At 64.1% G+C, this 24,311-nt stretch carries 15 protein-coding genes; 13 read left to right on the top strand and 2 right to left on the bottom strand.

The window, feature by feature from the left end; genetic code table 11:
* The first annotated feature begins 175 nt into the window (after positions 1-175).
* The 8 genes from gltB to K0B96_RS16875 all read left to right on the top strand — a co-directional run bounded on the left by gltB (position 176) and on the right by K0B96_RS16875 (position 16,183).
* Positions 176-4,765: a glutamate synthase large subunit gene (gene gltB, locus K0B96_RS16910; RefSeq protein ID WP_345779940.1), complete on the top strand. Its 4,590-nt coding sequence runs from the start codon at positions 176-178 to the stop codon at positions 4,763-4,765.
* A 118-nt stretch (positions 4,766-4,883) separates the two neighbouring features.
* Complete coding sequence (locus tag K0B96_RS16905; RefSeq protein ID WP_220162198.1) at positions 4,884-6,368, top strand: glutamate synthase subunit beta; 1,485 nt, start codon at positions 4,884-4,886, stop codon at positions 6,366-6,368.
* A gap of 393 nt (positions 6,369-6,761) precedes the next feature.
* Positions 6,762-6,992 carry a helix-turn-helix domain-containing protein gene (locus tag K0B96_RS16900; protein WP_220162196.1) on the top strand — a complete coding sequence of 77 codons (231 nt, stop codon included), beginning with the start codon at positions 6,762-6,764 and terminating at the stop codon, positions 6,990-6,992.
* Positions 6,989-8,692 carry a DNA cytosine methyltransferase gene (locus tag K0B96_RS16895; protein WP_220162194.1) on the top strand — a complete coding sequence of 568 codons (1,704 nt, stop codon included), beginning with the start codon at positions 6,989-6,991 and terminating at the stop codon, positions 8,690-8,692. Before K0B96_RS16900 ends, K0B96_RS16895 begins: the two co-directional genes overlap by 4 nt.
* A 16-nt stretch (positions 8,693-8,708) precedes the next feature.
* The gene (locus tag K0B96_RS16890; protein ID WP_220162192.1) at positions 8,709-10,205 is read left to right on the top strand and encodes an ATP-binding protein; all 1,497 of its coding nucleotides are present in this window, start codon (positions 8,709-8,711) and stop codon (positions 10,203-10,205) included.
* Positions 10,198-13,122 (top strand): Z1 domain-containing protein, encoded by a 2,925-nt coding sequence (locus tag K0B96_RS16885; RefSeq protein WP_220162190.1) that lies wholly within the window; start codon positions 10,198-10,200, stop codon positions 13,120-13,122. Before K0B96_RS16890 ends, K0B96_RS16885 begins: the two co-directional genes overlap by 8 nt.
* Positions 13,115-14,122, top strand: a complete 1,008-nt coding sequence (locus K0B96_RS16880) for a PD-(D/E)XK motif protein (RefSeq protein WP_220162188.1) — start codon at positions 13,115-13,117, stop codon at positions 14,120-14,122. Before K0B96_RS16885 ends, K0B96_RS16880 begins: the two co-directional genes overlap by 8 nt.
* A 24-nt stretch (positions 14,123-14,146) precedes the next feature.
* The gene (locus K0B96_RS16875; protein WP_220162186.1) at positions 14,147-16,183 is read left to right on the top strand and encodes an AIPR family protein; all 2,037 of its coding nucleotides are present in this window, start codon (positions 14,147-14,149) and stop codon (positions 16,181-16,183) included.
* A 10-nt stretch (positions 16,184-16,193) separates the two neighbouring features.
* On the opposite strand, the gene K0B96_RS16870 is transcribed toward K0B96_RS16875, so the two are convergent.
* Together K0B96_RS16870 and K0B96_RS17675 are read right to left on the bottom strand one after the other, a co-directional pair.
* Entirely contained in the window at positions 16,194-16,643 is a 450-nt protein-coding gene (locus K0B96_RS16870; protein WP_220162184.1) for a hypothetical protein, read from the bottom strand.
* The gene (locus tag K0B96_RS17675) at positions 16,597-17,124 is read right to left on the bottom strand and encodes a nucleotidyltransferase domain-containing protein (protein ID WP_345779939.1); all 528 of its coding nucleotides are present in this window, start codon (positions 17,122-17,124) and stop codon (positions 16,597-16,599) included. Before K0B96_RS17675 ends, K0B96_RS16870 begins: the two co-directional genes overlap by 47 nt.
* A gap of 54 nt (positions 17,125-17,178) precedes the next feature.
* On the opposite strand from K0B96_RS17675, the gene K0B96_RS17670 reads away from it, so the two are divergent.
* From K0B96_RS17670 to K0B96_RS16840, 5 genes are all read left to right on the top strand, one after another.
* Positions 17,179-17,769, top strand: a complete 591-nt coding sequence (locus K0B96_RS17670) for a very short patch repair endonuclease (RefSeq protein ID WP_220162180.1) — start codon at positions 17,179-17,181, stop codon at positions 17,767-17,769.
* Positions 17,770-18,315: 546 nt separating this feature from the next.
* On the top strand, positions 18,316-21,675 hold the full coding sequence (locus tag K0B96_RS16855) for a hypothetical protein (protein ID WP_220162178.1): 3,360 nt from the start codon (positions 18,316-18,318) through the stop codon (positions 21,673-21,675).
* Between the two features lie 252 nt (positions 21,676-21,927).
* On the top strand, positions 21,928-22,389 hold the full coding sequence (locus K0B96_RS16850) for a DUF5069 domain-containing protein (protein ID WP_220162176.1): 462 nt from the start codon (positions 21,928-21,930) through the stop codon (positions 22,387-22,389).
* Positions 22,390-22,869: 480 nt separating this feature from the next.
* The gene (locus K0B96_RS16845; RefSeq protein WP_220162174.1) at positions 22,870-23,871 is read left to right on the top strand and encodes an aldo/keto reductase; all 1,002 of its coding nucleotides are present in this window, start codon (positions 22,870-22,872) and stop codon (positions 23,869-23,871) included.
* Positions 23,868-24,275 carry a GreA/GreB family elongation factor gene (locus tag K0B96_RS16840; protein ID WP_220162172.1) on the top strand — a complete coding sequence of 136 codons (408 nt, stop codon included), beginning with the start codon at positions 23,868-23,870 and terminating at the stop codon, positions 24,273-24,275. Before K0B96_RS16845 ends, K0B96_RS16840 begins: the two co-directional genes overlap by 4 nt.
* Positions 24,276-24,311 lie beyond the last annotated feature (36 nt).

Raw genomic sequence — 24,311 nt, 5'->3', positions numbered from 1 at the left:
GCTTGCCGAATTAACTTCCTGGGCCGCTCTCGCTGAACCGAGACGGCCCTTTTTTTGGCTCCGCGCCCCGACTTTCGCCACCACTTTCCCATATCCTGTGAATACTGAGCAAACCGCCCACCAACGTCGTCGCGAACTTCTCTCTGCCTCCGCCGCCCCGCGACGTTCTCCTGGTTTGCCTGCCAAACAGGGGCTCTACGACCCCGCGTTCGAACACGACGCGTGCGGCGTGGGGTTCGTCGTCGACATGCACGGGCGCAAGTCGCACCAGATCCTCGCCGATGCGTTGCAGGTGTTGCGCAACCTCGATCACCGCGGCGCCAGTGGCGCCGAGACCAACACGGGCGATGGTGCGGGCGTGCTGCTGCAGATGCCGCACACGTTTTTTGTCGAGGTCTGCAAGGCTTCGCGGATCACCCTGCCGGAAGCGGGGCAATACGGCGTGGGGTTGATCTATCTGCCGCGCAATCCGACGGTGCGCCGCAAGATCGAGGAGCGGTTTGAACAGCTCGTGCAGGCGGAAGGCCTCGTGTTTCTCGGCTGGCGGTCGGTGCCGACGAACAGTGCTTCGTTGGGCGATTCGGCGATGTCGTGCGAGCCGTTCATGCGGCAGGCATTCATCGGCCGCGGGCCCGACATCGCGGACGATCTGGCGTTTGAACGGAAGCTCTACGTCGTGCGCAAGCGCGGCTACTCGGCGATCCGCGCTTCGACGCTCGCGGGCGCCGAGTATTGGTATGTGGCGAGCCTGTCGATGAAGACGATCGTCTACAAAGGCATGCTGACCACCGATCAGCTGGATAACTATTATCCCGATCTGAAGCACCCGGCGATGGAGACGGCGCTGGCGATCGTGCACTCCCGGTTTTCGACCAATACGTTTCCGAGTTGGGAGCGGGCGCATCCGTATCGCTACGTCGCGCACAACGGGGAAATCAACACGCTGCGCGGCAACATCAATTGGATGCACGCCCGGCAGGCGTTGTTCGAAAACGCGCTGTTCGGCGAGGACATCGAGAAGATCCTGCCGATCATCAACCCGAACGGTTCCGATTCGTCGATGTTCGACAACACCCTCGAGCTGCTCGTGCTCGCGGGCCGTCCGCTCGCGCATGCGATGATGATGATGGTGCCGGAGCCGTGGTCGGCGAATGAGTCGATGGATCCGGATGTCCGCGCATTCTATCAATACCACTCCTGCCTGATGGAGCCGTGGGATGGCCCGGCGTCGATCGCGTTCACCGACGGCCGGCAGATCGGAGCCATTCTCGATCGCAACGGCCTGCGCCCGTCGCGCTATTACGTGACGAAGGACGGCCGGGTGATCATGGCGTCGGAGGCCGGCGTGCTGGATATTCCGGCCGATCAGGTCGTGCAAAAAGGCCGGCTGCAACCGGGCCGGATGTTCCTCATCGACACCGACCAGGGGCGCATCATCGAGGACGAAGAGATCAAGCGCGAGATCTGCCGCGCCCACCCGTATCGCGAGTGGATCAAGCAACATCTCGTGCATCTCAACGATTTGCCGGAGGCGCCGAAGGTGGAGCCGCCGAATCACGAGACGCTGCTGCAACGCCAGATCGCGTTCGGCTACACGTTTGAAGACGAGCGCATCGTCATCACGCCGATGGCGAAGAATGGCGTCGAGGCCATCGGTTCGATGGGCAACGACGGCGCGCTGGCCGTGCTGTCGAACAAGCCGCGTCTGCTCTACGACTATTTCAAGCAGCTTTTCGCCCAGGTCACGAACCCGCCGATCGATTCGATTCGCGAGGAAATCGTCATCTCCGCCGAGACGCGACTCGGCTCGGAAGGCAACCTGCTCAACCCGCAACCCACCGCGTGCCGCCGGGTGGAGTTGAAGTGGCCGATCTTGACGAACGAGGAGTTCGCGAAAATCCGCCGCACCAACCTCCCGGGCTTGCGCGTGGGCGTGCTGTCCGCGCTGTTCCGCGTGTCGCGCGGCGAGAAGGGCCTCGCGAAGTCGATGGAAGAACTCTCGATCATGGCGCGTCGCATGATCGAGGAGGACGAGATGAATGTGCTCGTGCTCAGCGATCGCGGGGTGACGAAGGACTTTGCCCCGATTCCCGCGCTGCTCGCGATCGGCGGCCTGCACCATTTCCTCATCCGGGAAGGCTTGCGCACACGGGTGTCGATTGTGCTCGAAACCGGCGAAGCGCGCGAGGTGCACCACTTCGCCCTGCTCATCGGTTACGGCGCCTCGGCGATCAATCCTTACGTGGCGTTCGAGACGATGGACGACATGATTCGCGAGGGATTGCTGACCGGCATCGATCACAAGAAGGCCTGCCAGAATTTCGTGAAGGCGGCCACCAAGGGCGTGATCAAAGTCATGTCCAAGATGGGCATTTCCGCCATCCAGTCGTATCGCGGCGCGCAAGTTTTCGAAGCGCTCGGCCTGCGGCAGGACGTGATCGACCACTACTTCACGTGGACACCTTCACGCATCGGCGGCATCGGCCTCGATGTGATCGCGCAGGAAGTGTTGCTCCGCCACCGGGCGGCTTATCCGGAGCGGCCGGTCGACGGCCATGTGCTGCCCGCCGGCGGCCTCTACCAATGGCGCGCCAACGGCGAGGCGCATTTGTTCACGCCCGAGTCCGTGCATGCGCTGCAAAAGGCGGTGCGCACGAACAACAAAAAGACCTACCAGGCCTACGCGAAGCTGATCAACGACCAGTCGCGCGCGTTGTGCACACTGCGTTCATTGCTCCACTTCAAGGATGACAGCACGCCCGTGCCGCTCGAGGAGGTCGAGCCGGTCGAAGCGATCATGAAGCGTTTCAAAACCGGCGCGATGTCCTACGGCTCCATTTCGCAGGAGGCGCACGAGACGCTCGCGATCGCGATGAACCGCATCGGCGGCAAATCCAACACCGGCGAAGGCGGCGAGGATCCCGCGCGTTACACGTGGACCAACGAACTCGGCGATTCGAAGAATTCCGCGATCAAGCAGGTCGCATCGGGCCGCTTCGGCGTCACCAGCGAATATCTGGTGAAGGCGCGTGAGTTGCAGATCAAGATGGCGCAGGGCGCGAAGCCGGGCGAAGGCGGGCAGTTGCCCGGTTCGAAGGTTTATCCGTGGGTCGCGAAGACCCGCGGCACCACCGCGGGCGTGGGTCTCATCTCGCCGCCGCCGCACCACGACATCTACTCGATCGAGGATCTCGCCGAGTTGATTCACGACCTCAAGAACGGCAACAAGGACGCGCGCATCAGCGTGAAACTCGTCTCGGAAGTGGGCGTGGGTACGATCGCCGCGGGCGTCGCGAAAGCCCACGCCGACGTGGTGCTCGTCTCCGGCTACGACGGTGGCACCGGGGCCTCGCCGCAAACGTCCCTGCAACACGCGGGTCTGCCGTGGGAGCTCGGCCTCGCCGAGACGCACCAGACGCTCGTGCTTAACAATCTGCGTTCGCGCATCGCGGTCGAGACCGACGGCCAGCTCAAGACCGGGCGTGACGTGGCGATCGCGGCGTTGCTCGGCGCGGAGGAGTTTGGTTTTGCGACCGGTCCGCTCGTCGCCAGCGGCTGCATCATGATGCGTGTCTGCCATCTCAACACCTGTCCGACCGGCGTCGCGACGCAGGATCCGCAGTTGCGGGCCAAGTTCACCGGCCAGCCGGAGCACGTGGTGAACTTCATGCGTTTCATCGCAGAAGATCTCCGCGAAATCATGGCGCAGCTCGGCTTCCGCACCATTGAGGAAATGGTCGGTCGCACCGACCGGCTGGAGTCGAAAAAGGCCGTCGATCACTGGAAGGCAAAGGGCCTCGATTTCTCGAACATCCTTTATCAACCCGACGTGGGGGCCGAGGTCGGCCGGTATTGCTCGACGAAGCAGGATCACGGCATCGAGCGCTCGCTCGATGTCACGACTCTGCTCGAGCTGTGCGCACCGGCCATCGAGCGCGGCGAGAAAGTCATCGCCGAGCTGCCGATTCGCAACGTCAACCGCGTCGTGGGCACGATCACGTCGGGCGAAGTCACGAAGCGCCACGGCGCCCAGGGTCTGCCGGAGGACACGATCAAGTTGAAGTTCACCGGCTCCGCCGGCCAGAGCTTCGGCGCGTTTGTGACGCGCGGTATGACGCTCTCCATCGAGGGCGATGCGAACGACTACTTCGGCAAGGGCCTCTCGGGCGGAAAACTCATCATCTATCCCTCGGCGAAGGCGCCGTTCAAGGCGGGCGAAAACATGATCATCGGCAACGTGGCGCTCTACGGCGCGACCGCCGGTGAGGTTTACATCCGCGGCATGGCGGGCGAACGCTTCGCGGTGCGCAACTCCGGCGTCACGGCCGTCGTCGAGGCCATTGGCGACAACGGCTGCGAATACATGACCGGCGGCTACGTCGTCGTGCTCGGTCGCGCCGGACGCAACTTTGGCGCCGGCATGTCCGGCGGCATCGGCTACGTGCTCGACGAGACCGGCGACTTCGCCGCCCGCGTCAACACGCAGATGGTCGAAGTCGAAAAGCTCGAGACCGCGAAGGAGCTCTCCGCCGTCCGCGCGATGATTCAAAGACACTTCGATTACACGCAGAGCGACCGCGCGCGCCTCGTGCTCGATCGCTGGGCGGAGTTCGCTCCGAAATTCGTCAAAGTGCTGCCGAAGGATTACAAGCGCATGCTCGCCTGCATCGAGCGCGCGCAGGACCAAGGCCTCACCGGCGACGAAGCCATCATGGCGGCCTTCGAGGAAAACGCCCGCGACACGTCACGCGTCGGGGGAAATTAAAAACCACTGTAACGAGGAGAGAGTCGCGAGCCGCGGGCATTTCCCCACCACCGCACGTTCACCGGCCTTCCTCCTCGTCACCCATCACCCGCCACTCGCTAGTTTAACTTTCTTCTCCATGGGCAAACCAACCGGCTTCATCGAATATCTCCGCGAGCTTCCCGTCGACCGCACGCCGACCGAGCGCGTGAAGGACTGGAAAGAGTTTCACCACCACATGGAGGAAAAGAAACTCCGGCAGCAGGGCGCGCGCTGCATGGATTGCGGCATCCCGTTCTGTCACACCGGCAAGTTGATCAGCGGCATGGCCAGTGGCTGCCCCATCAACAACCTCATCCCCGAGTGGAACGACCTCGTTTATCGCGGCCTGTGGCACGAGGCGCTCGACCGGTTGCACAAGACGAACAACTTCCCGGATTTCACCGGCCGCGTCTGTCCCGCCCCGTGCGAAGGTTCCTGTGTGCTCGGCCTCAACAACCCGCCCGTCACGATCAAGAACATCGAGGCGGCGATCATCGATCGCGGGTGGGAGGAAGGCTGGGTCGTGCCCGAGCCGCCGGCGGTGCGCACGGGCAAAAAAGTCGCCGTGATCGGTTCCGGCCCGGCGGGTCTCTCCTGCGCCGCGCAGCTCAACAAAGCCGGCCACAGCGTCACGGTGTTCGAACGCGCCGACCGGCCGGGCGGGTTGCTGATGTATGGCATCCCGAACATGAAGCTCGACAAAAAGGAAGTGGTCCTGCGCCGCATCAAACAGATGGAGCAGGAAGGCATTAAATTCATCTGCAACGCCAACGTCGGCGACAACGTCGAGCCGCAGATCTTTCTCAAGGAATACGACGCGACGGTCATCTGCACCGGCGCCACGCAGCCGCGCGACCTTCCGATCGAAGGCCGCCAGCTCAAAGGCGTGTACTTCGCGATGGAGTTTCTCGGGGCGAACACCAAAGCCGTCCTCGACGGCGGCGCGGAGCACGCGCTCATCAGCGCGCAGAAAAAAGACGTCGTCGTCATCGGCGGCGGCGATACGGGCACGGATTGCGTGGGCACCTCGATGCGGCACGGCTGCAAGAGCCTCGTGCAGATCGAAATTCTCCCGAAGCCGCCGACGGAGCGCGCGGCGGATAACCCGTGGCCGGAGTGGCCGAAGGTTTACAAAATGGATTACGGCCAGGAAGAGGCGGCGGCGAAATTCGGCGCCGATCCGCGCGTGTATCTGACTACGGTGAAGAAATTCGTCGGCGACGAGCAGGGCCACGTGAAGGAGCTCGTGACGGTTGAAATCAAGTGGGAGAAAAACGAGAAAGGGCAGTTCATCCCGAAAGAGCAGCCCGGCACGGAGCAGACGCGCCCCGCGCAACTCGTGCTGCTCGCGATGGGCTTTCTCGGGCCGGAGCAGGCGTTGTTGAAGGAAATCGGCGTCGAGACCGACCCGCGCTCCAACATCAAAGCCGAGCACGAAAAATATACGACGAGCATTAAAGGCGTGTTTGCAGCGGGCGACTGCCGGCGCGGACAGAGCTTGGTGGTGTGGGCGATCAACGAAGGCCGCGGCGCCGCCCGCGAGTGCGACCGCTACCTGATGGGCTACACGGATCTGCCGTAAGAAGAAGGCATTGCTACGAGTGATTTGGGCGGGCTCCACGAACAGTGCGGGAGTCGCCCTGCATTGTAAGCCGCTCGATTCCGGCGGGTAGTTTTGCAAAAGCGACTTCCATGAAAATCCGGCATTGAAGTCCGTATTTCATGGAGATCGCCGTTTCCTCACGGCGAAGCGGGGGAATATAAAGCGCGATTCAAAACCCGCCTAGCCGGCATGATCGCTGCCGCGGGGCACCAACGTCTGATTTGAGCCGGCGGATAACCGACCGGATATGGGCGATCTTTCAAGCTCCGCAGCGACGAGCAGCGGGATCGTCAGGAAAACGTCGGCGCTTTCGCGGCCGAATAGGTATCATCGTCTGTAAACTTCTAGGTCATAATCCGTTAATATAGCTCGATGGCGAAAACCAAGGCGCGGGAATTGGAGCGTTTCGGTTCCAATGTACGGAAACTCCGCGAGGCGAAAGAATGGACGCAGGAGGAATTGGCTGAGAAAGCCGGTCTCGACCAGACCTACATCAGCGGGATCGAGCGCGGTGAGCGCAATCTGACGATTCTCAGTATAGCCAAGCTAGCACGAGCACTGGCCGTGGCCGCGTCAGAACTATGCAAAGGGATCGACCGATGAGCCGCGCTTCGCTCACGTTCATTGACCTGTTCAGCGGCTGCGGCGGCTTTACGCTGGGGATGTTGCGTGCCGGTTTCGATTGCCTCGCGGCTATCGATTTCAACGAACAGGCGATCGCCACGCTGCGGACAAATTTGCAGGCTAAGTCTCCGACCAGCTTGCCTCCGGTGGCGTTCGCGTTGCATGCCGATCTCACTCAGCTCCGACCCGACACGTTAGCAGCCATGATCGGCTCCAAGGAAGTCGATGTGATCGTCGGCGGTCCACCCTGCCAAGGCTTCAGCACCGCGCGACAGCGTGACGGCTCCAATCACGGCGACAAGCGTCTCAAGGACGACCCCCGCCGCCATCTTTTCCGCAACTTTCTCGACCACGTAGAGCACTTCCAGCCGAAGGTATTCGTAATCGAAAACGTCCTCGGTCTTCGCTCCGCCGCCGGCGGCCGCTACTTCACCGCCGTCCAATACGAGGCCCGCAGCCTCGGAAAAACTTCCGGCCGGCCCGGTTACCGTGTCCATCCGCAGATCGAGCGCGGCACCGCGCTCGGCGTGCCGCAGAAACGCCGCCGGCAGCTCATCGTCGGCGTCCGCGCCGATCTCCCCGGTTATTTTCCCGCCGAGCTCGCGCCCGCGCCGCGCGCGCTGCTGGCGACGATGCTGGGCGACGCGATCCTCGACCTGCCGGTGCTCGCCGCCGGCGCCGGCGAACACGAAACGCCCTACGATCTGAAGCGTCGTCAGGTTCACTTTCTCGGCGGCACCCGCGACCGCTGGCGGAAACGCTACCTCTCGCACGTCGCCGAAGTCGGTGCCTCCCCGGCGATCTACAACCACGTCGCCCGCCCGCACAGCGCCCGCGATCTCGGCGACTTTCTGAAACTCGCCGAGGGCGAAAGCTCCGCCGCCGCCATGCGACGCGGCGTCGAGTTCGATTTTCCCTACGACAAGACGACTTTCAAAGACCGCTACACCCGCCAGCACCGAAACAAGCCGTGTTCCACGATCGTGGCGCACCTGAGCAAGGACGGCCTGATGTTCATCCATCCGGTGCAGAACCGCTCGCTCACCCCGCGCGAGGCCGCCCGCGTGCAGAGTTTCCCCGACTGGTTCGTCTTTCCCGAGGCTCGCACGCACGCCTTCCGCGTCATCGGCAACGCCGTTCCGCCACTCATCGCCGAAGGCGTCGGCCGGGCGATCCGCTCGTTCCTCTCGCCAGAGATCGCCGCGCCCACCGCAAGACCCACCCGTGGGCACCATTCCTTAGCCGTCGCACCTGCCTTTGCTCTGCCGAGCAACCGGACCGAAGCGATCACTTGGCTCGACCCGTTGACGCGGGCCGACCGCAAGGCGCTGCGGGCGATGACCGCTGCGGAGTTTTTGCGCGGCTGGCATGCGCTGCTCTGGCTTTTTCCCGAGTTGCACCCGGAAAACGCACTCGAACACGGCGACGAGGAGCACGACGCACCGCTCTCCGGTGAAGCCATCGACCGCCTCGGCCGGCGCTACACGCGCAGCGGCTGGCCCGTGATGCTCGAAGGTTTCGGCACTGAGGCGTGGCGGCGTTATCTGGGCGAGGAGTTTTCCGACGAAGCCTTCTACTGCATCGAGGCGCAGCGCGCGGGGCTCGACGCCCGACGATGCACCGCTGCCCGGGCGCCGGCGACCGCTCCCATGCCCACTCCAGTCCCACCGGGACGGTAACTCTGTTTCCCTGCCGATGCCCGAGGACGCCTTCGACCGCACCCCGCCGCACGCGTCGGCCATCGTCGAAAGTCTCCGCGCCTTCGGCTACGACCTACCGACCGCGCTGGCTGATTTGGTGGACAACAGTATCGCGGCCCATGCACGCCACGTCTGGTTGCACTTCGAGTGGGCGGGCGATGCTTCTACGGTTAGCGTGACTGACGATGGCGACGGTATGTCCGCCGCCGAGTTGGTGGAGGCGATGCGACTCGGCACCCGCGGTCCGCTCGCCGCACGTGCGCCGCATGACCTCGGCCGCTTCGGCCTCGGCCTCAAGACCGCCTCGCTCTCCCAATGCCGCCGCCTAACCGTGCGCAGCCGACGTGCCTCCAGCCCGGTAGAGACGCGCTGCTGGGATCTTGGCGTCATCGCCGCCACGGACGACTGGCGCCTCCTTCGCGCGGCCGATGTCGCCGCGGAGCCGCGCTTTACCCGACTCGCCGATCAACCGAACGGCACGACGGTGCTCTGGCAGCAGCTTGACCGCCTGACCCGCGGCCAAGACCCGCAGAGCGACCGCCACCAACAGCGCTTCCTCGAGCGCATCGACGGCGTGCGAAGCCACCTCGGTCTCGTGTTCCACCGACTTATGACGGGGTCCTCCGCCGTGCGGCTCTTCGTCAACGACCGCGCGGTCGAACCATGGGACCCGTTTCTCGAAAATCACCCCGCCACCCACCGCCTGCCGGTCGACCCGCTGCGGCTGGGCGGCGAGCGCGTGCCGGTGCGCGCCTACGTGCTGCCGCACATCTCGAAACTTTCCAAGATCGAGCACGAAGCGGGAGCCGGCCCGCGTGGCTGGCTCGCCCACCAAGGATTCTACGTTTATCGCCGCGACCGGCTCCTTGTGGCCGGCGACTGGCTCGGCTTTGGCTGGACGAAGGACGAGCATCTCAAGCTCGCGCGCATCGCGATCGACCTACCCAACACGCTCGACCACGAGTGGCAGATCAATGTAACCAAGTCTCGCGCCACGCCGCCCGCCGCGCTGCGCGACGATTTGAAACGCATCGCCGAGCGCACGCGTGCCGAGGCGAAAAACGTTTATACCCATCGCGGCGCCCGGTTGACCGCACCGGCTGACTCCAGTCCGACCAACCGTCTATGGCTTCACCTCGCGAAGCACGACCGTTTATTTTACCGGATCAATGACGAGCATCCGCTGGTGCGCCGGGTGCTGGAGAGCACATCCGACAAGCCTGCCATGCGCGCGTTGATCGCCTTGGTTCAAGAGTCGATCCCGCTCCAGCATATTGGCATCACGGCCGCAGAAGAGCCCGGCTCACAACCTGAGCCGTTCGAGGGAACGCCAGCGGCCCAAGTGAAAGAAGTGCTCGATGAACTTTATCGGACGTTTCGCTCGATCGGCTGCGGTCACGACGAAGCGATTCAACGCCTTTCAAGTCATCCACCCTTCGACCAGTTCCCGGAGCTGCTCGCGACAATAACTCCGGAGCACCCCGATGCCTGACGCTGCGCAAAACCACACTAACGCCCGCAATCTCGCCGCCGATATCCTCGGCAAAGAGTCCGACAGGACTTTGGAGAAGATTCGGGAAACCGCTCAGAAGGCTATACAGGCAGCCACTCTCTTTGGTGGTCCGGCACCGGACTTGGAGACACTCACGGCAGAACTCGCCCATATGTTCGCAGTCAGAGCCGGAACGGTGGGGGTGCTGGATGACGACGATCCCGACGCACACAAAGTGTGGCTCCCGGATAGGCGTGCCCAGATCGACTGGCGTTTCTGGTCGCGTTACGAACGCTATCTCGCGCGCGAAGTCGGCCTTCCTCCCGCGGTGGTGAACAGTCTCCACAGCCTCACCGACAAGGTTCTAGAACGCCTGGAAGACCCCGCGCGGCCTGATCAGTGGGACCGTCGGGGAATGGTTGTCGGAAGCGTGCAGTCAGGGAAAACGGCCAATTATACGGGGCTCATATGCAAAGCAATCGACGCAGGCTATAAGCTAATCGTCATTCTCGCTGGCATTCATAGCAATTTGCGCAGCCAGACCCAGTTGCGAATCGACGAGGGTGTCACCGGTTTCGATACGCGCAACAGTCGAAAACTGAGTGCCAACAGTCTTTGGATCGGAGTCGGAAAAAACGCTGGTGAGCGCTATCCTATTCACTCACTCACCAGCAGTGCGGAAGACGGCGATTTCAGCAAGAAAGTCGCCTCTCAGCAAAACGTGATGCTTGGAAGCGACCCCGTCGTGCTCGTCGTCAAAAAGAACGGCCATGTTCTCAAGAATCTGCACGAATGGGTGACCGCCGTCGCTGGAACTCAACCCTCCGAGAACGAGAAACCGGTCATCCACAATGTGCCGTTGCTGCTGATCGACGACGAAGCAGACAACGCATCCATCAACACCAAGAGCAAAGACGGCGCAGACCCGGAGCTGGATGTGTCCGTTATTAACGGGCGAATTCGCGCGCTACTCGATGCCTTCGAGAAGTCGGCCTACGTAGGCTACACAGCTACGCCGTTCGCGAACATATTCATCAATCCTGACGCTGAGTCTCCTAAGCATGGCGCCGATCTGTTTCCGCGCAGCTTCATCATCAACGTTGAAGCGCCTTCGAACTACGTGGGACCGACCCGGGTATTCGGCTTGGCGGGCGATCCCGACCGAGAGATTCCCGCCCAGCCGAGTCTCAATATTGTCAGGAGCTTGACGGACTACGCGGCGGCCTTCCCGCCGAAACACAAGATCGACCACGTCCCGAAAGATCCGCCCAAGTCGCTCACGCGAGCGATCCGTTGTTTCATCCTGATTTGCGCCGCGCGCCGCGTGCGCAATCAATCGAGCAAGCACAATTCGATGCTGGTTCACGTCACACGTTTCCAGCCAGTGCAGAATCACACGGCCCGTTTGGTGAGGGATGAATTGATTGGCTTGCAGCGAAGGCTTCGTGACGGAGACGGAGCACGGCAGCCAACTCTTCGTGATGAACTGAAGCAGCTATGGGCGGAAGAGTTTGTTCCGGTCTCGGAGGAGTTTGGGTCCGAAGCTCAACCGACTGTGACATGGGAAGCGTTGGATGTAGAGCTACACGCGGCTGCGGCCAAGATCGACGTAGCGGTCATCAATTCGTCCTCTCAGACGCCTCTCGACTACAAGGCGCACGAGGCGCAAGGCCGCAGTGTGATCGCGATCGGCGGCGACAAGTTATCGCGGGGCCTGACCTTGGAGGGTCTCTCGGTGAGTTACTTCCTGCGCGCCTCGAAAATGTATGACACTCTACTCCAAATGGGGCGGTGGTTCGGATACCGGCCCGGATATGTCGATCTCTGCCGGCTATTCACCACCTCGGAGTTAATGCGCTGGTATCGCCACATCGCCCTCGCCGAAGCCGAACTGCGCCGAGAGTTCGACCACATGGTAGCGACCGGTCAGACGCCCAAGACATATGGCCTGCGCGTCCGCACCCATCCGGCGGGAATGATCGTCACGGCACTGAACAAGATGTCCCACAGCAGAGTCCAGGAACTCTCGTGGGCCGGTGTGCTCGTGCAGACTACGCAGTTCTTCAAGGATGGCACGGTCACCGCGTCCAATCTCGGCGCCGTCGAGCAATTTCTCACGGGGTTGGGCGCTCCTGCGACGCAACAGGGGTCCAGCTCTCGCATCTGGAAAGACGTGCCAGTCGCCGAGGTCGCTGCGTTTCTTTCCAAGCTGCGCTTCCCGCCCGAAGCGGCCCGCGCCGGGGGCGCCGAACTGGTTCAGTTCATCCGGAAGCAAGCCGACAAGCCCGACAAAGAACTCACCCTCTGGACGGTCGTCGTGGTGAGCTCGGGCAGCGCCGAGGCCAGAGATCGCCGGACCATCGCCGGGCAGGAAACCGGGCTTGTTTCCCGCTCGGCCGAAGACCAGACCGAGACCACTTGGCTCGCCCGCAAAGCAAACATCCAAAACCCTGCCGATGAGGCTCTCGATTTTCGGGGCGTGCTGTTCGACGCTGCGTGGCTCGCTGAGATTTCGGGCAAACCCGACCTTGCCGACGACATCGATTGGCTCGCCGGTTGCATCGGCCGGGATGCGTGGGATGTTGCGCTGGCGCTCACGTTGCGGTGGCAGGCAACCAACCCGCCGAAGTTGCGATCGCCCGATAAGGGACAGACGACCCGGCCCTATGGCCGCGTGCTCCGCGTGTTGCGACCGCGGAGCCGCGGGCTGCTTTTGATCTATCCGCTGGTGCCACCTATGGAGGTTAGCGAAGGCGAGGGAAGACCCGCGCGCACGACGGGATTGAATCGCGATGGTGATCCCGTCAGTGGCGTTGTTCTCAGTTTTCCGGCGAGCGAAACCGTGCTCGGCGTTGAGTATCGGGTGAACCGCGTCTGGGACGCCATGATCAGGGACGATGATACCTACGATGAGTGAGCCTCTGACCATCGGATTCTCCGCTCTTTGGAAGGAATTGGAGGCAAGCGCTGGAGCGGACGCTTCGCGCTGGTGGCTGATTCGCTGCCGCCCGACGCCGGGCCGGAGTCTGTTTGCCGCCCGTGAAGCCGGCACGGGACGGCGCGCTGTCCTGTTGCCTCTTGATGGTGCACAGCAACCGGCACGCCGCCAATGGCCGGAGTTCTCCGCACTCGCACCCGCCTGTGTCGTGATAGACGGGGTTCCTCATATCGGCGCGACCCTGACTGAGCCGCGGTTCGCGGATGTCTTCGACGCTCTGGCCGTCGACCTTGCTTGGCGGGTTGAAGAGGCGCCAACCGCCAGCGCCGCGGTCATCGTTTTGCTCGGTCAGCTCCGGCGCTGGCAGCGCTTCCTGGCCAGCGCGCGCGATGGACTCGACCCCGCCGCGCAGCGCGGGCTGTGGGGAGAGCTGCATTTTCTCCACACCCGGCTGCTCCCGCTTGTCGGCGGCGCCGCGGTGACGGGCTGGAAAGGCCCGGAAGGCGCGCACCAGGATTTTCAGTTTCCCAGCGCTTGGATCGAGGTGAAGACCACGCTGGCCAAGCAGCCGCAGAGCGTGCGCATCGCGAGCGAGCGCCAGCTCGACGACACGCTGGCGCCCGCGCTTTTCCTGCATGTGCTGGCCCTGGAGGCGCACGAAGGCGGAGCCGCTACCCTACCCGCCGAAGTGGCGGCAGTGAGGGCGTCGCTGTCGGCCTGGCCGGAGGCACGGGAAAATTTTGAGGATGCGCTGCTCGCCGCCGGCTACCTCGATCAACACTCCCCCCGTTACGGCTCCGTCGGCTACGCCGTGCGGCAGACGCAGGACTACCGGGTGGCACCGGGATTTCCACGGATAGTAGAGACGGGCCTCCCGAACGGCGTCGGCGAGGTTGGCTATGCGCTGAGTCTCGCCGCGTGCACCGACTTCGCCATTCCACCCGACGCACTCGCGGCGGCCTTGGTCCACCCCGCCTGATTTCGGGGCCTTTTTCACCTTGCCATGACCGAATCCCTCTCCCGCCTCGAATTGTTTGCCGCCGACCTCAAGGAAGAGGTGCGCATCAAGTGTCAGCCCGAGACCGGGACGCCGCCGCTGCAGGCGGAAGCGTTCACCTCGGTCGCGCTCGAGCACCTGATCGAGCACAACGAGGCGAGCGACGGCACGCTCTGCGCTTGGGAGGACCAGGCCCGCGGTCGCACGCCGGCGGCCAAGCTCAGCGCATGGAGCCTGTCGGGCGACGGCGCGACGCTCGACCTTTTCGTCACGCTCTACCTCAACGAGGATGCGCCGACACTGGTTACCCGCGCCGACACCGAGCAACAGTTCAAGCTCCTGCGCGGCTTTCTCCGCCGGGCGTTGGATGGCTGGCACACAAAGCTGGAGCCGTCGTTTCCGGTGTTCGAAGCGGCGCGCCAGATTTACGAAGCCCGCGAGGCACTGACGACGGCGCGGCTTTTCCTCCTCACCGACGGCGTCGTGAAATCGGTCGAGATCGAACAGGAGCAGATCGAGGGCTTGGAACTCCGCTACGTGATGTGGGACCTCGACAAACTCAGCCGGCTGCAAGTGGGAGAGCGTGAGGTCATCGAGCTGGATTTCGTGAACGCCTACGGCGGTCCGGTGCCGGCGCTGGAGACCGCCGATGCGACTGGAGAATACCGGACCTTTCTCGCGTTTCTGCCGGCCCCGGTGCTCGCCCGCATCTACGGCGAGCACGGCCAGCGCCTGCTTGAGCGCAACGTGCGGGCCTTTCTCCAAGCGAAGGGGAAGATCAACAAGGGCCTCCAAAAAACGCTGCAAGACGAGCCTCACCGATTCCTCGCCTACAACAACGGCCTGTGCTGCACCGCCGCGTCGGTCGAGGTGGACGCCAAGAGCGACGGCCACGTGCGGTTGCGGGCCGTGCGGGATTTCCAGATCGTCAACGGCGGGCAGACGACCGCCAGCATCTTCCACGCGCTGAAACGCGAGAAGACGGACGTCGGTCACGTGGTCGTGCAGGTGAAGCTCACCGTGCTCACCAATCCGGAGCGCGTCGCCGACATCGTCCCGCTGATCTCGAAATACGCCAACAGCCAGAACAAGGTGAACGCGGCGGATTTCTCGGCCAACGGGCGCTTCCATCTCGAGTTGGAGAAACTGTCGCGCACCGTCTGGGCGCCCGCGGTCAGCGGGTTGGATCGAGGCACGCACTGGTATTACGAGCGGGCGCGCGGTTCCTATCTCGACGACAAGATGCGCCAAGGGACGCCGGCGCGGATTCGCGATTGGGAGAAGCAGAATCCCTCCATCCAGAAGTTCACAAAGACCGATCTGGCCAAATATGAGCAACTCTGGGCCGGATTGCCGCATCTCGTGTGCCGTGGTGCCGAGAAGAATTTCATCCAGCTGGCGCAGCGCCACGAAGACGAGGGCGAGCCGGTCGTCGACGTGAACTACTTCAAGCAGGTTGTGGCCAAGATGATTCTATTCAAAGCGGCGTTGCGCCTGGCGCCGAAGGACTCAGGCAGTCTGCGGGCGCAGGCCGTGGCCTACACCGTGGCGTGGTTGGTCGAAAAATCCGGGCGGCGCATTGACCTGAATCAGCTCTGGGAAAGGCAGAGCGTGCCGGAGACGCTGGCCGCGGCGCTGACGAGTGTCGGGGCGAAGGCACTCGCTTACATTAAGGCGCTGCCGGGCAATCCGACCGAGGCGGCGAAAAAGGAGGAGACGTGGCAGAAGTTCCATAGCACACCCATCGCCCTCGATGCGCCTTGGGAAAGAGCGCTGGGCGCGCACGCGTTTGTGGCGCCGCGTTCCGATCTAGAGGCAGTCGAACGCGAGTGGGACCGGGCGCGGCAGAGCCTCCTCAGCGACCAACGCACCATTATGGGCCTGGCGGTGCGGATGGGCCGCGACTATCCGCCGAATTCGGGCGGGTGGATCGTCGGGCAGGTCGCTGCCCTGACGTGGAAGCAACTTCAGATGAAGCCCGGCTTCGGGCCGAAGAAGGTGCGGCAGATCGTGACGTTGTTCAGTGCTGCGACAGAGCGCTAAGGGTCCATCCTTACTCCGGCATCAAGACCGGGTGCTTCTTTTTAAGCCATGCGAGCACCCCCGCGCGTAGTTCGTGGCCGAAGGCGATCAGCTCCTCGGCGTCCTGCTTGGTTGCTCCGCCGGCGTAGTCATATTCGACGGTGTTGCGCTTCTGCCGACACCCTTCGAGATAGTCGGCATCACCTTGGCGAGTGGCGCCGAGGATGTGCGGCAGCGCACCTAGCGTGCGCGAGTGGGCGAGCGCGCCTTTCGCCGGTTTCCAACCTTCGGCGTAGAGCAGGATGGTGCAGAGCTTCAGCGCGGCGTTGTAAGCGATGCCGTATTGCCAATCGGCCGAGATGCCACCCGACGCGGCGTCGGCCAGATCGCGATCGACGATCTGCCACAGGTCGCGGACTTCGGCGGGACTGGTCTTATGCGGTTGCAGCCACCCGGCCGCGGACCAGTGCGCCAAGCTCATTTTCTCCTCCGATAATGAAGAGTTTGGATTTCGCCATCACGTCGCCGAGAAAGTGATCCTTCGCGGCCAGACGGCGACGGAATTCCGCCGGAGTGAAGAAGTGGGGGTTGATTTCCCGGCCGATGCGCCCGGCCGCCGCCCGCATCGCGGAGGCGAGGGTCCGATGGGTGATCTCGCCGATGATCATCAAATCAACATCGCTGTCGGCCCGCTCGCTCTTGGCGGCGATCGAGCCGAAGACGAAGGCAGCGGTGATCTTTTTTGGCGGCAAAACCTCGGCGAGAAGGTCAACGAGCCCGGAGGTTTTCAGAACAATGCTCCGCAGCTCAGGATAGAGGGGGTGCGCCTGGTTGGCGATGTAGTAGCGGCGGTTGCCATCCTTCGTGGTGATGAGCAGCTCGAGGCGGACGAGTTTTTCGAGTTCCTCTTCCACGGAACGCTGGGCGAACCGCGTGTGACCAATGAGCTCGGCCCGATACATTTCCCGCTGGCGCGCGCCAAACAGGAGGCGGAGCATTTCCGCCCGAATTTCAGAATGAAAGAGAAGAGCAAGTTTGTTCATCGCAACAGAGGAGAGACGTCTTCGCCGGGACAACCTGGTAATACAAGGCAACACCCTGGTAATACCAGGCGACCAGGCAAGCCCGAAAACGCGCTTTGCCACCGGGGACGATGCAGGTCCACCGGCACGGACGTGTTTTCCGTCGCCCAGCGATCGGCGGTCATGGCGGCGATTCGCGGCCGCGGCAACCGGGGTACGGAGTTGCGGCTCATCGCAATCTTCCGGGCGCACCAAGTGACGGGTTGGCGTCGGCATCGTCCGATCATCGGCAAGCCCGATTTCGTCTTTCCGGCGCAGCGCGTGGCGGTCTTTGTTGACGGCTGTTTCTGGCATGGGTGTCCGAAACATGCGACTTGGCCGAAGCAGAACGCGGAGTTCTGGCGGGCGAAGATTCTGCATAACCGGGCGCGGGACCGGGAGGTGAACCGGCTCCTAAAGCAGACCGGCTGGCGTGTCGTGCGGATTTGGGAGCATGCGTTGACCAAGAAGCACGCGGCGCGAACGGTGGCGCGGTTGCAGCGCGTGCTGGCGGAAAGGGAGCCCGGTCGAAAACGGGAAACCTGAATCGGCAAAAGCGACCCTCAAACTGGACGCGGGCGCTCGTGGTTGGTGTCGCGGTGGTTCTTGGCGATGGGAAGAGTCAGGCGTCCGTGGCGGCCGCGCAGTGGGGCGTGCACGCTTCGACTCATTCCAGGGCTTACGATGTTACAGCGACGCAGAGATGACTCCAGGTCGTCCGGACGCACGTAATAGAAGGTGACGCACCGCGGGTGAGGCAGCATTCTCTTCGCCACGCCCGGCCGGTGCGTTTCAACCACGCTTCGTATGTCCCGCCACTTCTCCTGCCTCGCGCCGCTCGTCGCCGCTCTCGTTTCACGATGGATTCAATTGGCCCAGCAGCGGCAGTCGCTTGCGGGCACGAGGCAGGCGAGCGCACACGTGTCGCGCTTCGGTTTGGGCGGCCTCGTGCGACTGATTCGAACCGTTCTCGGCGAGGCGCGGAGAGCAGCACGCGGGATGCGTGCGCTCCCCGGACCACAGGCGGCGATCGCGGCGCGATTTGGAGGGCGTGAGCCGCTGGCCGTTATGCGTGTCGACGCGGCACGAAGGATGAATGCGCGATGGTTGCTGGGCGGGTGTTTACTTTTCGCGGTCGCGCCGGTGTTCGCGCAGCGCGTGGAACTCGACGCGACGTTCGCGCCGCGGATCGAGAGTGAAGCGCAGACGTTGGAAGGCACGGCCTTCGTTGGCACGCCGGCGGGGCAGCTTTTCGCGGTGGGCCATTTTAACTACGTCAATGGCACGGCGATCGGCGGATCCGGCGTGGTGCGGCTGCTCGCGGACGGCTCGCGCGATCCTTCGTTCGCGGCTGACATCGGCAGCGGGCGGGCGGTGTTTTCGGTTGTGCCACTCCCGGACGGCAAGGTGGCGGCGGTCACCGGGCCGGCGTATGGCGTGTCGTATCCGAACGACGGCACGGGCGAACCGATTCGCGTCGTGCGCCTGCTGGCCGATGGGCGCATCGATCCGGCGTTTGCCGCAGTCACGTTCGATCGCACGTTGGTCAAGCTGGCGCGGCAACCCGATGGCGCGCTGATCGCGTGGGGCGAGTTCACGACGGTCAACGGCCAGCCGCGCAACAGCCTCGCGCGCATCCTCACCGACGGCACGGTGGATCCTGCGTTTGCAACGTCGTGGGCCAATCCGGCCTTGAGCGTGGAATCGCTCGTGGTCGATTCGGACGGTCGCACCGTGTTGAGCGGGGTCAGCTATGGGTCCGATGGCCCGGCGACTTACTACTTCGTGCGCCTCACGTCGACGGGTGCGCTCGATGCGGCCTTCGCGCCGGCCGAGGGTCGCACTTTCCGGCTGCTTGCGGCGACGCCCGACGGCGAAGTGCTCGCGGGGAATGGCGACCTGACGAAATTCAAGGCGGACGGGACGAGGGATCCGGCGTTCACTCCGGCGATTTCGAATTTGGACAACATCTCCCGCGTCATCGTGCTCGAGGATGGGCGGATCGCGATCGAGCTCGGGGCGCGGCCGACGACGGATGCGCTGGCGGTCAACGTCGTGTATCTTCTGCGCAGTGACGGGAGCCTGGAACGGGATTTTCGCGATCTGCCCGGCGCCGAACGCACGCAGCACCTCGCCGCCGCGCTGTCCGATGGTTGCGTGGCGATCGTGCAGGGGGCGCTCACGATGGTGCCGGGAGTCTTCATGGAATGGAGCTACTGGGAAGTGCCCGGCATGGCCGACCCGAAACTGTGCGTTGTCGATCTGGCGGCGGGTTCGCTCACTACGCTGCCGACCACCCTCGCGCTGCGGTCACAGGGCAACGTGTCGCGTCTCGCGCTCGATGCCGGCGGCGGCGTGCGCGCGGAGGGATACTTCACGCACATCGACGATCAGCCGCGGGCGGGCAGCGCGCGTTTTTTCGCCGACGGCACTTTGGATCCTGCGTTCACGCCGGAGGCGGTCGTCCCCGTTTTCCACCTGCCCGACGGGCGTCTCATCGGGCGCCAGACGACGCTGGGCGCGGCCGATGCCCACGGGGTGCATCACCGCGAAACGCAGCTCGTGCGCCTGCTCGCCGATGGCACGCTCGACCCGACCTTCAACCCGCCGGCCGATCTGGATTTGTTGTCGGCCAACTGGCTCGCGGCGACGGCGGATGGTCGCGTGCTTGTCGCGGTGTTCACGCCGGATAGCACGCGCGAGGAAAATCTGAAACTCGTGTGGCTGGCCGACGATGGGCACGTCGATGCGACCCTGCCCACGGTGTTTGGGGAGTTCACCCTGGGGTATGTCGTCGCCGTTGATCTCGCCCAGGTCATTCTTCCCGGAGCCGGCGTGGGCAACGCGGTGCAGTCCGCCGTGGTGCTGCCCGATGGCCGGCTGCTGGTGGCCAGCGCCGCGCGCAAGGTCAATGGCGGCGAGCATCCGTTTCTCGTGCGGCTCAACGCGGACGGTTCTGTCGACGAAACTTACCAGCCTGATTTCGCGGCGCTGCCGACGAACGTGAGCAGCGCGCAACCGCTTTCGGACGGGCGCGCGCTGGTCTTTGGTTACAACGTCGGCCCCTATGTTTCCACGGTGTTCCGTCTCAACCCGGATGGCTCGCGCGACGTGAGCTTTGACCCGCAATCGCCGGTCGGCCGCGGGCAGTTGCTGGCCGACGGTTCCTGGTTCTACAACGGGCGGCGTTATCTCGCGGATGGCACGCTCGATCTTAATTTCCATCCCACGTTTGACCAAGCGCCGAGTGGCGCGGTGTTGGATGGCGCCGGCCATCTTTGGGTCGGCGGCGATTTCACGAGCGTGAACGGTCAGCCGCATGCCGGACTCGTGCGCTTCAACCTCATCGAAACGCCGGGCTTCACGGTGATGCCGGAGAGCCGCACGATCGTGGCGGGTCGCAGCGTGACGTTGCAGGCGGCGCTCGGCACGTCGACGCCGGCGACGTATCAGTGGACGCTCAACGGCGCCGACCTCGCCGGTGCCACGGCGGCGACCCTCACGTTGACATCACTCACGGCTGCGCAAGCCGGCGACTACCGGCTCGTGGCCACGACGGGGGGCGTCACTTACACGAGCGAGGCGGCGACGCTCACGGTCGCGCCGAATACCACGCGCATCGTCAACTTTTCCGCGCGCAGTTGGGTGAGCCCGGGCGGGGCGCCGCAGATCGGCGGCTTCGTGTTGCGGGATGCGGCGGCGCATCCGGTTTTGTTGCGCGCGATCGGTTCGGGGCTGGCCTACTATGGCGTGCCGTATTCGTCGACGTTGCGGGATCCGGTCCTGCGTCTCCATGACGGCATGACGCAGATTGGCGAGAATGCCGACGGTGCGCTCGCGACGCGCATCACGGATTTGGCGGCGCGCCTGGGGGCGTTTCCGGAGCCGGAAACGATCATGCCGGTATTTCGCAACACGCACGACGCGGCGTTGGCGCCGCTGCTTTCCGCCGGGACTTACTCGGCGCAGACCTTCGCCAGTGCCGGCGGCCTTGATGCGGGCGCCGGGATCAGTCTGTTTGAATTTTACGATGCGGCGGACCCGGCGAACTCGGCGCCGGTGGCCAACGTTTCGCTCCGCGGTTTTGCGGGAGCAGAAGATAAGGTGCTAGTGGCGGGCTTTGTCGTCGCGGGCAATGGGCCGGTGACGTTGCTCATCCGCGGCGCGGGGCCGGCGCTGGCGTCGTTCGGTGTGGCCGGGGCGTTGGGCGATCCGCAAGTCACGCTTTATCGCGGCTCCACCGTGCTGGCGCAAAACGACCACTGGTCCGCGAGTGCGGATGCGTCGGCCATCGCGACGGCGGCGCAGACCGTGGGTGCGTTTTCATTTCCGGATGGCAGTGACGATGCCGCTCTGCTCGTGACGTTGGAGCCGGGCGTCTACACGGTGCAAGGCAGCGGCGTAGCGGGCGCGACGGGGGAGATGATGGTGGAGCTCTACGTGGTGCCCTGACGTGGCGGCGGCGAGGTCGTTCATCCGTGGGAGCGCCCGGCGCGGGCGATCCGAGCCACTCTCGGCGAGACACCGAGCGTCAGCCGCGAGACGCGTGCGTTCCCCGAACCGCAGCGATCGAGGCGAAGCGAGCGTTGGTGCAGCCGCCAGCCGACAAGCATCGAACGCGTAGTGCTTGAAAAATCCGGCGGAAGTCAGCGGCGGCGCGGGTGCGGCTTGCATGAGCGGCGGGAACTGTTGCGTTGTCACGCGATGCCATCGAAGCCGATTCCCGGTTCCACGGGGGAAGTTCTCACTTGTCTGCCGTCGCCTTATATCGCGCACGCGGCGACGGGGCTGCTGTATCTGCCGCGGTTTCTGGCGAAGTGCCGTTATGTGAAAGCACACGGGGCGTTGCCGAAGAGTTATGCGAAGAACTACAAGCGCGGGATCGATCGCTTTTTGTGCCTGCACCTCGGCATCGATCCGGCGGAGGTGGAAAAGATTGTCTTCGCGGCGGCGGACGACGCGGAGGTGGAGCAGCGGTTGCGCGCCTTGCTGCCGGCCGATGTGCGGGCGGCGAAATGGAATCGCGAGCTGGCGCAAAAAGGGCTGACGCCGGCGGGCCAGGAGTTTCTCCGCGAAGCGCTCACGGCGATGGGCTGCGTGGATCGCGTGGGTGAAATCAAGACCGTGCCCGACTTGATCGATTTCGACGAGGGACGGATCGAATAGCGCGTGAGACGGCCGAGGGGGACGCCCGACGAGCCGACGATGGCCGGCACGGGCTTGACTTGTGCGCGGAGTGACGCCCCCTTGCCGGGTACTATTTCAGCCATGACGCATCAAGAGACATTTTCCCGCCCGTTCCGGGCTCACCGGAAACTCTTCGTCGCACCGGTGATCCCCGGTGTCGGAAGCTGACGATTCGCCGCGCCGCTCAGGCGCCACCCGGAAATCGCCTGCTTCGCGAACACCGGGTTTAATCGAACCTGTTACGCGTGCACGTCGGCCTGATCGCCGGCGTGTTTTTACGCTCAGGATCCTCACGACCCGCGGACCCCGAATGATTTCGGAACGCGGGTTTCCACCCGTCCCCGAAAGGTCACTCATGAATTTCTCCACTGTAACATTATTCCATTCCGCGCGGATTGCCTTCGTCGCCAACGCACTTTCGCGCCTTCATGGAGCGCGCGGCGGGGAGAGACTGTCGTTATGAAGCGGCGTGTTTTAGGGCGCTCGGGCGTCACGGTGTCGGAGCTCTGCCTCGGCACCCTCAACTTTGGGTGGAACGTCGGCATGGAGCAGGCGTTCGAGGTGCTGGACACGTTTCGCGCGGCCGGCGGAAATTTTGTGCAAACCTCCTCCGTGCGCTTCGGCGACGGCGCTGGACTCGCCTCGGCGCATGCGAGCGAGGACTACGTGGGCCGTTGGCGGCGCGCCCGCGGCATCGCGCGGCCGGAGTTGTTTCTGGCGACGCGCGTGATGTTTGAAGGCGCGCCGACGTTGGCGGGCGCGACGCTGGAGCAGACGGTGCGGGCGGCGTGCGAGGCGTCGTTGCGTCGGCTGCAAACGGACCATCTCGATTTGTTTTTGCTGGAGTGGGGCGGAGCGAACGTGGCGATCGACGATTTGCTCGTCAGCCTCGCCCGGCTGCGCCGCGCCGGTTTGATCCGTTATTTCGGTGCCGGCGGTTTGCCGGCGTGGCGCGTGATGGAAGCGATCCACCGGGCCGTGCAGCGCGACACGGACCGCTTCGAGGTCGTCCAAGCCGATTTCTCGCTGCTTGCGCAAGAGCGTCCGGAACGCGACCTGCTCGACCTGTGTCAGGCGTATCGTCTGGGCTTTCTCGCGCGCTCCCCGCTCGGCGGCGGTTTGCTGGCGGAGGTGGATCGCGATGAGGCTTTCTCGGGCTGGCGCGGGCGGAGGGCCCCGCTCGAAGACGGCGCGACAGCGCTCACCTCGGTGCGCGCGGCCTTGGCGGAAGTGGCGGCGCGGCACGACGTGAGTCTGCCGCGCGTGGCGCTCGCCTGGGTGCTCGCGCAACGCGCCGTCACGGCGCCGGTCGTAGGCGTGGCGAGCGCGCCGCAACTCCGCGAGTTGCTGGCCGCGACGGATTTCACGCTCTCGACCGAAGACCTCGATTTTCTCACCCGGGTCGCCGTCCGACCGGCGGCGGCTCGTTTACCCCAACCCTCAACCCTGGTTTCTCTATGAACGAACCCATTATCTACATCTCGGCCAACGACTGCGAAAACCTCCGGCTGCGCCTTTCCGGCGTGACGGCCTCCGACGCACGCACGGCGAAGACCCTCGCCCGCCTGCGGTCTGAACTGGATCGCGCCACCATCGTGCCGACTCTGCCGCCCAACGTGGTCGGCCTGGAGTCGAGCGTGGCGGTGCTCGATCTCGATACCAACGAAGTTGACCACTACACGTTGACGCTGCCCGAACGCGCCGATCCGACCCGCGGCCGCCTCTCGGTGCTCGCACCGCTGGGCACCGCGCTGCTCGGTTACGCCGAGGGCGCGGAAATCGCCTGGGAAATGCCCGGCGGCACGCGGCGCCTGCGCCTGACGCGGGTGGCGCCGGCGAAGCAGGAAGCGGTGTCGGCGGCTTAAAAAAGTGCCACCGGTGCACGCGCATGGCGCTTGCAC

The sequence above is a fragment of the Horticoccus luteus genome, from assembly GCF_019464535.1.
Taxonomy (GTDB): Bacteria; Verrucomicrobiota; Verrucomicrobiia; order Opitutales; family Opitutaceae; genus Horticoccus; species Horticoccus luteus.
The sequence above is the reverse complement of the archived record's forward strand: the minus strand, read 5'-3'. Positions and strand labels throughout refer to the sequence as shown.

What these genes read in the sequence shown, in the direction of transcription:
- K0B96_RS16880 (WP_220162188.1), top strand. Translation starts at nt 13,115, where the DNA reads ATGAGTGAGCCTCTGACCATCGGATTCTCCGCTCTTTGGAAGGAATTG.
- K0B96_RS16870 (WP_220162184.1), bottom strand. Translation starts at nt 16,643, where the DNA reads ATGAGCTTGGCGCACTGGTCCGCGGCCGGGTGGCTGCAACCGCATAAG.
- K0B96_RS16840 (WP_220162172.1), top strand. Translation starts at nt 23,868, where the DNA reads ATGAACGAACCCATTATCTACATCTCGGCCAACGACTGCGAAAACCTC.
- K0B96_RS16890 (WP_220162192.1), top strand. Translation starts at nt 8,709, where the DNA reads ATGCCCGAGGACGCCTTCGACCGCACCCCGCCGCACGCGTCGGCCATC.
- K0B96_RS16895 (WP_220162194.1), top strand. Translation starts at nt 6,989, where the DNA reads ATGAGCCGCGCTTCGCTCACGTTCATTGACCTGTTCAGCGGCTGCGGC.
- K0B96_RS16900 (WP_220162196.1), top strand. Translation starts at nt 6,762, where the DNA reads ATGGCGAAAACCAAGGCGCGGGAATTGGAGCGTTTCGGTTCCAATGTA.
- K0B96_RS17675 (WP_345779939.1), bottom strand. Translation starts at nt 17,124, where the DNA reads ATGTATCGGGCCGAGCTCATTGGTCACACGCGGTTCGCCCAGCGTTCC.
- K0B96_RS16875 (WP_220162186.1), top strand. Translation starts at nt 14,147, where the DNA reads ATGACCGAATCCCTCTCCCGCCTCGAATTGTTTGCCGCCGACCTCAAG.
- K0B96_RS16845 (WP_220162174.1), top strand. Translation starts at nt 22,870, where the DNA reads ATGAAGCGGCGTGTTTTAGGGCGCTCGGGCGTCACGGTGTCGGAGCTC.
- K0B96_RS16905 (WP_220162198.1), top strand. Translation starts at nt 4,884, where the DNA reads ATGGGCAAACCAACCGGCTTCATCGAATATCTCCGCGAGCTTCCCGTC.
- K0B96_RS17670 (WP_220162180.1), top strand. Translation starts at nt 17,179, where the DNA reads ATGAAAGAGAAGAGCAAGTTTGTTCATCGCAACAGAGGAGAGACGTCT.
- K0B96_RS16855 (WP_220162178.1), top strand. Translation starts at nt 18,316, where the DNA reads ATGAATGCGCGATGGTTGCTGGGCGGGTGTTTACTTTTCGCGGTCGCG.
- K0B96_RS16885 (WP_220162190.1), top strand. Translation starts at nt 10,198, where the DNA reads ATGCCTGACGCTGCGCAAAACCACACTAACGCCCGCAATCTCGCCGCC.
- K0B96_RS16850 (WP_220162176.1), top strand. Translation starts at nt 21,928, where the DNA reads ATGCCATCGAAGCCGATTCCCGGTTCCACGGGGGAAGTTCTCACTTGT.